This is a genomic window from Hydrogenophaga sp., assembly GCF_028698005.1.
Classification (GTDB): domain Bacteria; phylum Pseudomonadota; class Gammaproteobacteria; order Burkholderiales; family Burkholderiaceae_C; genus Hydrogenophaga.
In genome coordinates this window covers 1-12,309 of sequence record NZ_JAQVEJ010000083.1, presented here as the reverse complement: position 1 = coordinate 12,309, position 12,309 = coordinate 1, and the positions used below count along the sequence as shown (strand labels likewise).

General features: G+C 68.7%; 12 protein-coding genes and 1 tRNA gene. 6 read left to right on the top strand and 7 right to left on the bottom strand.

What is annotated here, in order from left to right; genetic code table 11:
* A partial coding sequence (locus PHQ87_RS09660) for a helix-turn-helix domain-containing protein (RefSeq protein ID WP_300233413.1) occupies window positions 1-164 on the top strand: 164 nt, incomplete at its 5' end.
* A 41-nt stretch (window positions 165-205) separates the two neighbouring features.
* Here PHQ87_RS09660 and PHQ87_RS09655 read toward each other — a convergent pair.
* Complete coding sequence (locus PHQ87_RS09655) at window positions 206-991, bottom strand: TOBE domain-containing protein (protein ID WP_300233411.1); 786 nt, start codon at window positions 989-991, stop codon at window positions 206-208.
* 121 nt (window positions 992-1,112) lie between these two features.
* On the opposite strand from PHQ87_RS09655, the gene modA reads away from it, so the two are divergent.
* Genes modA through modC form a run of 3 tightly spaced genes read left to right on the top strand, consistent with a single transcriptional unit; the run spans window position 1,113 to window position 3,702 of the window.
* On the top strand, window positions 1,113-1,865 hold the full coding sequence (modA, locus tag PHQ87_RS09650) for a molybdate ABC transporter substrate-binding protein (protein WP_300233410.1): 753 nt from the start codon (window positions 1,113-1,115) through the stop codon (window positions 1,863-1,865).
* A 53-nt stretch (window positions 1,866-1,918) separates the two neighbouring features.
* A complete protein-coding gene (gene modB / locus PHQ87_RS09645) occupies window positions 1,919-2,605 on the top strand; it encodes a molybdate ABC transporter permease subunit (RefSeq protein ID WP_300233408.1) in 687 nt (228 codons plus the stop codon).
* A complete protein-coding gene (modC, locus tag PHQ87_RS09640; protein WP_300233406.1) occupies window positions 2,602-3,702 on the top strand; it encodes a molybdenum ABC transporter ATP-binding protein in 1,101 nt (366 codons plus the stop codon). The genes modB and modC overlap by 4 nt, the downstream gene beginning before the upstream one ends.
* 20 nt (window positions 3,703-3,722) lie before the next feature.
* On the opposite strand, the gene PHQ87_RS09635 is transcribed toward modC, so the two are convergent.
* From PHQ87_RS09635 to coaBC, 6 genes are all read right to left on the bottom strand, one after another.
* Window positions 3,723-4,301, bottom strand: a complete 579-nt coding sequence (locus PHQ87_RS09635; protein WP_300233404.1) for a nitroreductase — start codon at window positions 4,299-4,301, stop codon at window positions 3,723-3,725.
* Window positions 4,302-4,458: 157 nt separating this feature from the next.
* Window positions 4,459-4,551: transfer RNA gene (locus PHQ87_RS09630), tRNA-Sec, on the bottom strand.
* Between the two features lie 23 nt (window positions 4,552-4,574).
* Entirely contained in the window at window positions 4,575-6,491 is a 1,917-nt protein-coding gene (gene selB, locus PHQ87_RS09625; protein ID WP_300233402.1) for a selenocysteine-specific translation elongation factor, read from the bottom strand.
* 21 nt (window positions 6,492-6,512) lie between these two features.
* A complete protein-coding gene (selA, locus tag PHQ87_RS09620; RefSeq protein WP_300233400.1) occupies window positions 6,513-7,949 on the bottom strand; it encodes an L-seryl-tRNA(Sec) selenium transferase in 1,437 nt (478 codons plus the stop codon).
* Between the two features lie 165 nt (window positions 7,950-8,114).
* On the bottom strand, window positions 8,115-9,170 hold the full coding sequence (locus PHQ87_RS09615; protein WP_300233398.1) for an MBL fold metallo-hydrolase: 1,056 nt from the start codon (window positions 9,168-9,170) through the stop codon (window positions 8,115-8,117).
* A gap of 107 nt (window positions 9,171-9,277) precedes the next feature.
* Complete coding sequence (gene coaBC / locus PHQ87_RS09610; protein WP_300233396.1) at window positions 9,278-10,516, bottom strand: bifunctional phosphopantothenoylcysteine decarboxylase/phosphopantothenate--cysteine ligase CoaBC; 1,239 nt, start codon at window positions 10,514-10,516, stop codon at window positions 9,278-9,280.
* 106 nt (window positions 10,517-10,622) lie between these two features.
* On the opposite strand from coaBC, the gene PHQ87_RS09605 reads away from it, so the two are divergent.
* A complete protein-coding gene (locus tag PHQ87_RS09605) occupies window positions 10,623-11,162 on the top strand; it encodes a hypothetical protein (RefSeq protein WP_300233394.1) in 540 nt (179 codons plus the stop codon).
* A gap of 112 nt (window positions 11,163-11,274) precedes the next feature.
* On the top strand, window positions 11,275-12,309 hold a 1,035-nt coding region (locus PHQ87_RS09600), incomplete at its 3' end, for a CTP synthase (protein ID WP_300233393.1).

Genomic DNA, 12,309 nt, shown 5'->3' with positions numbered 1-12,309 from the left:
AGGCGACCGGCATGGCCGCGCACAGCGTGCCACTCAAGGACATGGAGACGGCGCTGATCCGCCAGGCGGTCGATGACGCACGCGGCAACGTGATGGAAGCCGCGCGTGCGCTGGGCATCAGCCGGGCAACGGTGTACCGCAAGCTGGGGCGTCGTCCGGCATGACGCCGGCCGCGGCCCGCCCGCATGCGCCCGGGCGCACCCCTTCAGTCACTCAGGGCAATGACCATGGCGCTGCCCGCCATCGTGGCGTGGGCCGTTTGCCCCTTGCGGCGACCAAACGGTCGCTCGGCCAAGCCGACCCAGAACACGCCGCCCGGTAGCGCCAGCGTCACCTCGTCGACCTCGCGCCCGCGCGCCACCCGCCAGACCCGGCCCGCCAGGGTGCTGACACCCTGCCGTGGCTCGGGTGCCGCGGCCGTGACACGGACCGCCGCCGCCTTGCACAGCACCAGCACAGACATGCCCGGCGCCAAGCCCAGCAGGTCGGCACTGTCGCACGTGATCACCGACACCAGGGACTGGCCACCCTCGGCCCGCAGCGTCACCCACACCACGGGTCCACCCTGACCGACCGACCTCACCTCGGCCACCCGGCACGGCATCTGGTTGCGCATCGAGGTCCGCAAGCCCAGGCCGTGCCGCGCCGGCGCCAACGCCTCGCCCGTGCCGGCAAAGCGCGCCAGCACCTCGGCCCGCGCCAGCGCCAACGCGTCGGCCAGATGCAGCAGGCGCTCGCCCTCTGCCGTCAACCGGGCACCACCGCCGCCGCTACCGCCCACAGTCCGCTCGACCAGTGCCACGCCGCTGAGGCTGCTGAGCGTGTCGATGGCCTGCCAGGCCGCCTTGTAGCTGATGCCGGCATCGCGCGCCGCCTGTGAAATCGATCCGGATGCACCGATACGGCGCAGGACATCCAGGCGTTTGTCACCCGCCGCCAGCCCCAGCGCCTGCTGCCAGTCACCCCGGGAAAGGTTCTCGTTGTTCACCATGCGCCATTGTTCCATGCGAGATGCCGATGAGAGCGGCACTGGTCATCGTCGCGGCGCTTTGCTAGACTCGCTATTCCATTTATGAATAGCGAATGGCGACGCGCCGCCGAGCACAGACCCCATGCACACCCATCGTCGTCTCATCCCCGCCCTGATCTTCGCTGTGGCAGGCCCGGCCGCCTGGGCCGCCGAGGCACAGGTCGCGGTGGCCGCGAACTTCGCCGAGCCGATCAAGGCCATCGCCGCCGTGCTGGAAAAAACCACCGGCCACACCATCAGCGTATCGCTGGGCGCGACCGGTGCCTTCTACACCCAGATCCGGAACGGCGCGCCTTTTGACGTGTTCCTGGCCGCCGACGGCGAGCGCCCCGCCCTGCTCGACAAGGAAGGCCTGGCCGCGCCCGACACCCGCTTCACCTATGCCAGGGGCAAGCTGGTGCTGTGGTCGGTCGACCCCGCCAAAGTGGACAACAAGGGCAAGGCCCTGACATCACCGCAGATCCGCAAGGTGGCCCTTGCCAACCCCAAGACCGCCCCGTACGGCGCCGCGGCCGTACAGGTGATGGACAGGCTGGGCGTGGCCGAAGTGCTCAAGCCCAGGCTGGTGCAGGGCGAGAGCATCGGCCAGACCTACCACTTCGTGAAGACCGGCAACGCCGACATCGGCTTCGTCGCCATGTCGCAGGTACTCAGCGAGGGCAGGCTCAGGGAAGGCTCCATGTGGGTCATCCCGCAAGCGCACTACGACGCCATCCGCCAGGACGCCATCATCCTCAAGCGCGGCGAACGGAACGAAGCCGCCATCGCGCTGATGAAGCTGTTGCAAAGCCCGAACATCAAGGATCTGATCCGCTCCTACGGCTATGATCTTTGAGAACACCCCCACGCACCGCTGACGCGGCTTCCGCGGTTCATCGTCCTCTTCGTGTGTTCCTCTCGCCCGACAACCTCCAGGCCATCTGGCTGACGCTCAAGGTCGCTGCCCTGACCACGCTGATCCTGCTGGTGCTGGGCACGCCGCTGGCCTGGTGGCTGACGCGCTCGCGCTCGTGGCTCACACGGCCGGTCGGTGCGCTGGTCACCCTGCCGCTGGTGCTGCCACCGTCGGTGCTGGGCTTTTACCTGCTGGTCATCCTCGGCCCCATGGGCCCCATCGGGCAATGGATGCAGGCCATCGGCCTGCCCACCCTGCCCTTCACCTTCGAAGGCCTGGTCGTGGCCTCGGTGTTCTACTCGCTGCCCTTCATGGTGCAGCCCATCCTCAATGCCATGCAGGCCCTGGGCAGCCGTCCGCTGGAAGTCGCAGCCACACTGCGCGCCTCGCCGCTGGACAGCTTCTTTCGCGTCGTGCTGCCGCTGTGCCGGCCCGGCCTGATCACCGGTTGCATCATGAGCTTCGCCCACACGGTCGGCGAATTCGGCGTGGTGCTGATGGTCGGCGGCAACATCCCCGGCGTCACGCGCGTGGTGTCGGTGCAGATCTACGACCACGTGGAAGCGCTCGAATACGCCGACGCGCACCGTCTGGCCGCCGTCATGCTCGTCTTTGCCTTTTCCGTGCTGATGCTGCTGCAGATCCACAACGCCCGCACCGCGCGGCGCGCCCGCGCATGAGCGGCCCGCTGCAGTTCCAGGCCCACCTGACGCGCCAGGGCTTCACGCTCGACGTCGATCTGGTGCTGCCCGGACGCGGCATCACCGCGCTGTTCGGCCACTCAGGCTGTGGCAAGACCACCTGTCTGCGCGTGCTGGCCGGCCTGGAACGTCAGGCCCGCGCCCGGGTCGCCATCGGCGACCGGGTCTGGCAGGACAGCCGGCAGGGCGTCTTCCTGCCGGTGCACCGACGCGCCGTGGGCGTCGTGTTCCAGGAAGCCAGTCTGTTCGACCACCTCACGGTGGCAGGCAACCTGCGCTTCGGCCACGACCGCACACCGGCCGGCGAACGCCGCCACGGCTGGGACCACGGCCTGGACCTGCTGGGCATCCGGCACCTGCTGGCGCGGCGGCCGCACGAGCTCTCGGGCGGAGAGCGCCAGCGTGTGGCCATCGCCCGCGCCCTGGCCGCCAGCCCGCATGTGCTGCTGATGGACGAGCCCCTGGCCGGGCTGGACGCGGCGCGCAAGACCGAAATCCTGCCCTGGCTGGAACAGATGCACGCGCGGCTGGACATCCCTGTCGTGTACGTCACCCACTCGATCGATGAAGTCGCCCGGCTGGCCGACCACCTGGTGGTACTCGAGCAGGGCCGGGTCCGCGCACAGGGCCCGGTGGCCGCGCTGATGGCCCGGTCCGACCTGCCGCTGGCCCAGGGCGACCAGGCCGCCGCACTGGTCGAGGCCGTGGTCGGGGCGCCGTTCGACGACCCCAGCCTGTGCCAACTGCACTTCGATGGCGGCACCCTGTTGGCGCCTCACGCCCTTGGCACCCCACCGGCCACGGGCACGCGGATGAGGGTGCGCATCCAGGCACGCGACGTCAGCCTCTCGCTGCAGCCCCCCGCCCAGTCCAGCATCCTCAACGCCCTGCCCGCGCGGGTGGTTGCCGTCACCGACGACGTGCCCGGCCAGGTGCTGGTCAGCCTGCACCTGGGGCCTGCCGATGCCGGCACGCGCCTGCTCTCGCGCATCACGCGGCTGTCCTGCGAGCGGCTGGGCATTGCGCCGGACTGCCGCCTCTACGCCCAGATCAAGGGCGTGGCCATGATGCGGTAGTGGCCTGGCGTCTCACGCGGTCAGGGTGCCCATGGCCGCAGCACGTCGCCGGCATCGGGCTTGCCGGGCTTGGGGTTCATGCGCTTGCGTGGTGTGCCCAGCACCATCCAGCCCACCAGCGTCTCCCCCGGGGCGCAGAAAGCCGCCGCCACTTCCGGTGCCTGTGCCTTGGCACCCGAGAGCATCTTGCCCCCATAACCCAGCATGTGGGCCGCATTGAGGAAATTGGCCACCGCACCACCCACGGCCATCCACTGCTCGTGCGCCGGAACCACCGGGTGCGCCTCGTCGATGCGCGCGATCACCGCCACCAGCAGCGGCGGCTCAAGCGCCCGCAGGCGGTCCAGCTCGACCGCCTCGGCATCCTTGCCGGCGGCCAGCGCTGCCTGGCCGTACAAATCCGCCAGCCGCTGCCGCGCGGCCTCCTCGCGGATCAGCGCGAACCGGAACGGCACCAGACCACCATGGTCCGGCGCACGCAACGCCGCCTCGGTCATGACGCACAAGGCCCCGTCATCGGGCGCCGGCGCTTCGAGGTACTTGGGACCGACCGAGCACCGCCCCAGCAGAAAACTCAGCGCGTCCAAGCCTTTATGCATGAAACCACCCCGCAAAGAGCACCGTGCTCCCATCCAGGGGCACCGCGGAACAGGCTTTGCCAGGCCGCTGGTGCCGTCCCCTCTCCAAGCGGCGCCGCCGCGCAAGAGAGAGGAGAGGCCGCATCAGCGGCGCAGGGGAGTGTTCATAAGACCACGGCGGAAGAGAATGGGAGTCGAACCCACCCGGCGGCGCATGGCGCCACCCACCGGGTTTGAAGCCCGGCCGACCCACCAGGATCGTTTCCCTTCCATGTGCTGGCACGGTGCGCAGCATCATAACCCTGCCTCCATGAACAGTTGGCAGTCCCGCCGCAGATGGTGCGTATCGCCCACACGCCGCAGCAACCCCACCCGGTCGAAATACTCCAGGATCTGGATCGCGCGCTTGCGCCCCAGCCCGGTGGCATCGCGGTAGTCGGCCGCCCGCACCGCACCCTCGTGGGCCTCGGCCACCGCGCGGCACAGAGTGGCCAGCTCGGCCATCGTGGCCGGCGGGTAGAACAGGTCCCTGACCACCTGATGCAAATCACCGCGCTGGCCCAGGCGCGAGAGCGTCGCGCGCACCAGCGCGTCGGGTTCAGCCGCCGCACGGGCCAGATCGCGCACCCAGGCCCCTTCGTAGCGCGCCCCGGTCAGCGCCGGAGCCACCTTCTGGGCGATGCGCTGCTCGGTTTCGGACAAACGCACGCCATGCTCGGGCAGGTGCACCAGCGCGCCCTTGAGCAACACCTTGCCCTGTTCGCGCACGCGCGCCAGCAGGGCGCGCCACAAGGGTTCGGGCAGACGGGGCAAGGCCAGGCGTCGCAGGCGCCCCGCATCCGGCCCGAGCTCGTCCGGATGACGCTCGTGAAACGCCGCCAGCATCTGCAGCACCCGCGCTTCGGCATTCGCCGCCTCCGCCGCCGAGAGCAGCATGTCGGCCTGGGCCTCGGTGGCGCGCAACACGTCCGGCAAATGGTCCCCGGAAGGCAGCGCGAGCAGCCCCTGGGCGGCCTGCCAGCGCCGCAGATCGATGCCTTGCGGCGAACTCGCCAGCGCGTCGGCCAGCCGCTGCTCCGGTTGGGTGGCCTCCAATGCACGCAACATGGCCAGGCGGGCAGCGGTGCGGCGGTAACGGGTCGGCGCGAACGGATCCAGCACCGTCGCGCCCGCCAGGGTTCGGGAGGCCGACGCGTCCCGCACGATCAGCCGGTCGCCATGCCAGGCGCCCATGGGGCGCCTGAGCACCAGCTGCACCATTCCGCTGCCGCCGGGCTCGATCACCTGCGGCTCCAGCACCGCGACCGAAGCGAGGACATCCTCGGCCCCCAGGTGGACATGCACCTGCGTCCCCGAACGCAGCGCGTGCGATTCGCCCGGCCACAGGGTCAACCGTGCGTCGAGCCGTTCGGTCTCCAGCGCCACTGCCGGATCCGCCAGCCATTGGCCACGCCAGATGTCTTCTCGCTCCACCCCGGCCAGCCCCAGCGCACAGCGCTCGCCAGCCAGCGCCTGCGTCACTTCGCGGTTCTGGGCATGAAGGCTGCGCACCCGCATCCGGCGGCCACCCGGCACGCACACCAGTTCATCCCCCACGCGGACATGGCCGGCATGCACGGTACCCGTCACCACGGTCCCGATGCCCGATAGCGTGAAGCTGCGATCCACCGCCAGACGGAAGGCATCACCCACACGCCGGTGCGGCCCCAGCCGGGCCGCGGCCTGCCACAGGTGCTCGCGCAGGGCATCGATGCCCTGCCCCGTGTGCGCGGACACGCACCGCACGTCGGCCCCCGCCAGCGTGCTGTCCGCCATCAGCCCGCGCACCTCGGCGGCCACGGCCGCCACCCGTGCCTCGTCGGCACGGTCGCATTTGGTCACCACCACCAGCCCGTGCCGGATGCCCAGCAGCGACAGCACGGCCAGGTGCTCGCGGGTCTGCGGCATGACACCGTCGTCCGCCGCCACCAGCAACATGGCCATGTCCATGCCGGTGGCCCCGGAGACCATGGTGTGCACGAGGCGCTCGTGACCCGGCACATCGATGAAGCCGATGCGCAGCCCCTGTGGCCCGTCCATGAAGGCGTAGCCGAGCTCGATGCTCACGCCGCGCCGCCTTTCCTCGGGCAGCCGGTCGGTGTTCACGCCGGTCAGCGCGGCCACCAGCGTCGTCTTGCCATGGTCGATGTGGCCTGCGGTCCCGATGATCATCCCGTCCTCCGGTAACCGGTCTCAGGCCAGCGCCGCCTGCAGCGCCGGCATTTGGCCCATCAGGTCCTCATCGCGCGCCAGACAGCGCAGGTCGAGCAGCAACCGGTCTTCCGAGACCCGGCCGATCACCGGCACTGGCAGGCGGCGCAAGGCCGTGGCCAGCTCGTCCAGCGCCCGCCCCACACCCCTGGACGATACCGGTGCCACAGCCAGCCCCGCCGAGCGCAGGCGCTCCACCGGCAGCGAGCCCGAGCCGATCTGGCCCATCATGTCGATCGCCGTCACCTGGTAGCGCGGTGCCACGGCAGCCGCCACGGCCGGCAGCAGCGCCTGCGCCTGGCGGCGCACCTCGTCCTGCGGACGGGTCAGCATGCGCAGCGTGGGCAAGTCGTCCGTGAGCCGCTCCGGGCGCAGGTAGAGCATCAGCGTCGCTTCCAGCGCCGCCAGCGGCAGCTTGCTCATGCGCAAGGCGCGCTTCATCGGGAACTTGCGGATACGCCCCACCGCCTCGCGCGAGCCCACGATCAGCCCGGCCTGCGGCCCGCCGAGCAGCTTGTCGCCACTGAAGCTCACCACGTCACAGCCCGCGGCCAGCATCTCCTGTGGCATCGGTTCGTGCGGCAGGCCCCACTGGGCCAGGTCAACCAGCGCACCACTGCCCAGGTCGGTCGCCACCGGCAGGCCACGCGCATGAGCGATCGCACACAGGTCCGCCTCGCTCACCGCCGAGGTGAAACCCTGCACCGCATAGTTGCTCGTGTGCACCTTCATCAGCAGCGCGGTGCGCTCGTTGATGGCACGTTCGTAATCGTGCGGATGCGTGCGGTTGGTCGTGCCGACCTCGACCATCTGCGCACCTGCACTGGCCATCACGTCGGGCATGCGGAAAGCGCCGCCGATCTCCACCAGCTCGCCGCGCGAGACGATCACCTCCCGGCCCCGCGCCAGCGCGGCGATCGTCAGCAGCACCGCGGCAGCGTTGTTGTTGACCACCGTGGCAGCCTCGGCGCCGGTGATCGTGGTCAGCAGTTCCTCGACGATCGTGTCGCGGTCACCGCGCCCGCCGCTGTCCAGGTCGTACTCAAGGTTGTTCGGTCCCGCCATCATGGCCAGCAGATGGCGCAAGGCGCCATCGGCCAGCAGCGCCCGGCCCAGGTTGGTGTGGATGACCGTGCCCGTCAGGTTGAGCACCGCGCGCATGCGCGGTGCCATGCGCCCCGCGACCCGGCGCTGCACGGCATCGGCCAGTGCCGGTGGCGTCACCTCGCCCTGTGCCAGCTCACCGCGCAAGGCCCGCGCCCGCAGCTCATCAGCCAATGCACGCACTTCACGTGCGACGCAGGTGTGGCCGTGCTCGGCCACCAGAAGCTGCACCGCCGGATCGCGCAGCAGGCGGTCAACCGAAGGCAGATCCTTGGGGCTGGCCCTGTCGCTGGCCGTCGCGTTCGGTTCGCTCATGTGCTTTTTGCGGGTTGGTGATTCATTCGTCGAGAATGGATCGTACCCAAGAACCCGCCGCGAGCAACGCTCGCCCAACCAGGACACCCGAGGAACCGGCTCCGCCGGGCCGCAGGGTGCGCTCCCCGTCAAAGCGCCGAAGGCGCGCCACGGGGGGTGGGTCCTTTAAAACGCTTCCTTCTCGGCTTCGAGGTAGGCCAGGCTCGTGTACTTGCCGATGTTGCTGTCAAAGCCATCCATCGTTGCCGCCCGTGCCGCCACACGCGGCTCCTTGAGCACCAGGGCCTTGGCCCCCTCCAGCGGCACCCCGTCCCGGACCGCCTGCACGCACGCCTCCCAGATGCCGCTCAGGAAACTCCCATAGGTGTCCAGCAGGTCCTTGCGCGCATGCCCGTGCCCGGGCACCCACAACTGACCGCCGGCCGCCTGCTGCAAGGCCTCGTAGTACTTGAACGTGCCCGGGTAGGACCCGTCGTCGATGTTGGCGATGCGGTTTTCCATCGCGATGTCGCCCACATAGGTCACACCGTCCTGCACCACCTGCACGCACAGGTCGGACGGGGTGTGCGCACGCCCGTAGTGGTGCATGCGCAAGGTCACGTCGCCAAATGTCAGCGTCTGGCCATGGGTGACCGTCTGATTGGGCGCCACCACCCGGGTACCCAGGGTGGCCTGGTTGGTCCAGCGCTCCATCAGGCTGCGCCACAGGTTGCCCTCATGACCGGCGATCTGCTCGCGCGTGTGCGCCAGCGCATAGATCGGCAGATCCTGCCCATAGGCCTCGACGAACGCATGGTTGCCCAGCCAATGGTCGCCGTGGTAGTGGCTGTTGAACACCGCGACCACCGGCAGCGGCGTCACCCGGCCGATCATCCGGATCGCCATCTGGCCGATCTGCAGCGAGGCTCCCGAGTCGAGCACCACGACACCCTTGGACGTCACCACAAACACAATGTTGGCCATCATCCCCTGGTTCTCCTGGTTCGGGAAACCGTCCTTGGCGTAGATCATCCAGACGTGGGGTGAAAGCTGGCGCGGGGCGATGTCCGGCATCGGCGGCCCCTCGATGAAGTCCTGCACCTGCTGAGCAAAAACGCGCGCCTCAGGCACCGCGGCCAGGCCCGCCAGCGCCAGCCCGCCACCGGCCATCCAGCCCAGCCATCGGCGGCGGCGCACATCGAAGGCGGTGCGGGAAGTGGAACGGTCGGTCGGCTGCAGCATGTCGGTGCCCTCAAGTGGATCAAGCCCAAGCGCTTATTTATCCGTAAATAAGCATTTACGGATGATAAGCCGCTTCCGGAGACTCCGGCAAGCACCCGTGTCCTGCGTCAGCCGGCCGCGGCACCCGGCAGGCGGCGCGCGATCTCGCCCACCAACTGCCGCGCCAGCTGCAGCTTGGTGGCGCGCGTCAACTCGCTCGTGCCGTGCGCGTCCACCAGCAGCAAGGCGTTGTCATCCTGGCCAAACGTGTCGGGGCCGATGTTGCCCACCAGCAGCGGCACACCCTTGCGCGCGCGCTTGGCCTGGGCGTGCGCCAGCAGGTCGTGGCTCTCGGCCGCGAAGCCCACGCAATACAGCGCCCCGGAACGCGCGCGCGGCGTGGCAGCGATGCCCGCCAGGATGTCGGGGTTCTCGACGAACTCGAGGATGGGCACCCGGCCCGAGCCGTCCTTCTTGATTTTCTCGTCGGTGGTGCTGGCCGGCCGCCAGTCGGCCACCGCAGCCGCGGAAATGAACACCGTCGCCGTCTGCGTCAGCGCGTTCAGCGCCCGCTGCATGTCCAGCGCCGACCTGACGTTGATCCGCTCCACGCCACGCGGCGTCGGCAGGCTCACCGGGCCCGCCACCAGCGTCACGCTGGCACCGGCCTCGTGGGCCGCCCGTGCAATGGCGAAGCCCATCTTGCCGCTGGACAGGTTGGTCAGCCCCCGCACCGGATCGATCGCCTCGAAGGTCGGCCCGGCACTGACCACCACCTGCTGGCCAGCCAGCACCTTGGGCCTGAAAAGGCGCGACACGTCGTACAGCAGCTCATCCGGCTCGAGCATGCGGCCATCGCCGATCTCGCCACAGGCCTGCTCGCCCACGCCCACCTCCAGCACCACCGCGCCATCGGCGCGCAGTTGCGCCACATTGCGCTGTGTCGCCGGATGCGCCCACATCTCGCGGTTCATGGCCGGCGCCAGCAGCAGCGGCACCCGGTCCAGGGGCCGCGCCAGGCACATCAGTGACAGCAGATCGTCGGCACGGCCATGGATCAGCTTGGCCATGAAGTCGGCACTGGCCGGCGCCACCACGATGGCATCGGCCTCGCGGCTGAGGTTGATGTGCGCCATGCTGTTGTCCACGCCACCCGCCGGGCGCTCGTCCCACTGCGAGCAAAACACGGCACGCCCCGACAGCGCCTGCATGGTCGTGGGGGTGATGAAGTGGGCCGCCGCCTCGGTCATCACCACCTGCACGCTCGCCCCCGCCTTGACCAGGGCACGGCACAACTCGGCCGCCTTGTAGCACGCAATGCCGCCCGACAGTCCCAGTACCAGATGTTTGCCAGCCAGATCGTTCATGCGCGCAATGTAGCAGCTTGCGTCCCACCGGGGGGCAGGCCCGATAGGAAGCCGGGACCACATTGGTCATAATGCCGTGTCCAACCGACAATGGAACCCCGCCCTCATGCACCGACGCCTGACTCGCCTGACCCTGCCCGCCCTGCTGGCCCTTTCCCTCACCGCCTGCGGTGGCGGTGACTCCGACGACAAAGACCCGGTCCCCAGCGGCGGCGCGCTGGCCGACGTGCAGTTCATGGACAGCGAAAGCTACCACCCGCTGGACAAGGTTGACGCCAGCGGCGTTTTCATCCCTGAAGACAGCCCGGCATACGGCACACTGAACCCGTTGCGCAAGCCCGGCGATCACACCCTGTCGCACTGGGCCATCGACACCTCGGTTGAGCCGCCCAAGGGGACAACCGTCGAGTACAGCATGACCATCGAGCCCATCATGGCCGATGGCAGTGCCTACAACTCCCTGCTGGTCAACCTCAGGATCGACAAGGATTCCGGCATGATCTACCAGCAGTGCCGTGGCTACCCCACCTGCTACGACAACAGCTCCGGAAGTACCCAGGAATTCCGCATCACGGCCGTGGCCCGCGTGCCTGGCAGCACACGCTCGCTGGAGCGCACGTTCATCTTCCGCGTGCTGGCAAATTGAGGGTGCGACCCGCGCGCAGCACCTGCGGCGGGCGCCCTTCAGGCCCGGTGGAGATGGGCGGACTTTATAATCCACCTTTCCACCTCCTGCGAGCAATCGGCTCGCCCGAGTCATGACCAAATTCGTGTTCGTCACCGGCGGTGTGGTGTCCTCCCTGGGCAAGGGCATCGCCTCGGCGTCGCTGGCCGCCATTCTTGAATCGCGCGGCCTCAAAGTCACCCTCATCAAGCTCGATCCGTACATCAACGTCGATCCGGGCACCATGTCTCCTTTCCAGCACGGCGAGGTCTTTGTGACCGACGACGGTGCGGAGACCGACCTCGACCTGGGCCACTACGAGCGTTTCATCGAAACGCGCATGAAGCAGGCCAACAACTTCACCACGGGCCGCATCTACCAGTCCGTGCTGGAAAAGGAACGCCGTGGCGACTACCTGGGCAAGACCGTGCAGGTCATCCCGCACGTCACCAACGAAATCCAGGAATTCATCAAGCGCGGTGCCGGCATCGGCACGCCCGACGCGGTGGACGTGGCCATTTGCGAGGTCGGCGGCACGGTGGGCGACATCGAGTCGCTGCCGTTTCTGGAGGCTGTGCGTCAGCTCTCGCTCAAGCTGGGGCCCAACAACGCCGCCTTCGTGCACCTGACCTACCTGCCCTGGATCGCCACGGCCGGTGAGCTCAAGACCAAACCCACGCAGCACACGGTGCAGAAGCTGCGCGAAATCGGCATCCAGCCCGACGCTCTGCTGTGCCGTGCCCAGCACGCCGTGCCACAGGAGGAACAGGAAAAAATCTCGCTGTTCACCAACGTGCCCGAGTGGGGCGTGATCTCGATGTGGGACGTGGACACCATCTACAAGGTGCCGCGCATGCTGCACGAGCAGGGCCTGGATGGTCTGATCTGCGACAAGCTGCGACTGAACACGCCGCCGGCGAACCTCAGGCGCTGGGATGCGCTGGTGCACGAGTTCGAGCACCCGCAGGGCGAGGTCCGCATTGCCATGGTCGGCAAATACGTCGATCTCTCCGACGCCTACAAGTCGGTCAACGAGGCCCTCAAGCACGGCGGCATGCAAAACCATGTCCGGGTGAAAATCGACCACGTCGACTCCGAGACCATCACCGATGCCAACGCCCGCGAGAAG

Coding starts and splice junctions, on each gene's coding strand:
- coaBC (WP_300233396.1), bottom strand. CDS start 10,516: ATGAACGATCTGGCTGGCAAACATCTGGTACTGGGACTGTCGGGCGGC.
- modA (WP_300233410.1), top strand. CDS start 1,113: ATGCACACCCATCGTCGTCTCATCCCCGCCCTGATCTTCGCTGTGGCA.
- PHQ87_RS09655 (WP_300233411.1), bottom strand. CDS start 991: ATGGTGAACAACGAGAACCTTTCCCGGGGTGACTGGCAGCAGGCGCTG.
- PHQ87_RS09605 (WP_300233394.1), top strand. CDS start 10,623: ATGCACCGACGCCTGACTCGCCTGACCCTGCCCGCCCTGCTGGCCCTT.
- selA (WP_300233400.1), bottom strand. CDS start 7,949: ATGAGCGAACCGAACGCGACGGCCAGCGACAGGGCCAGCCCCAAGGAT.
- selB (WP_300233402.1), bottom strand. CDS start 6,491: ATGATCATCGGGACCGCAGGCCACATCGACCATGGCAAGACGACGCTG.
- modC (WP_300233406.1), top strand. CDS start 2,602: ATGAGCGGCCCGCTGCAGTTCCAGGCCCACCTGACGCGCCAGGGCTTC.
- PHQ87_RS09635 (WP_300233404.1), bottom strand. CDS start 4,301: ATGCATAAAGGCTTGGACGCGCTGAGTTTTCTGCTGGGGCGGTGCTCG.
- PHQ87_RS09615 (WP_300233398.1), bottom strand. CDS start 9,170: ATGCTGCAGCCGACCGACCGTTCCACTTCCCGCACCGCCTTCGATGTG.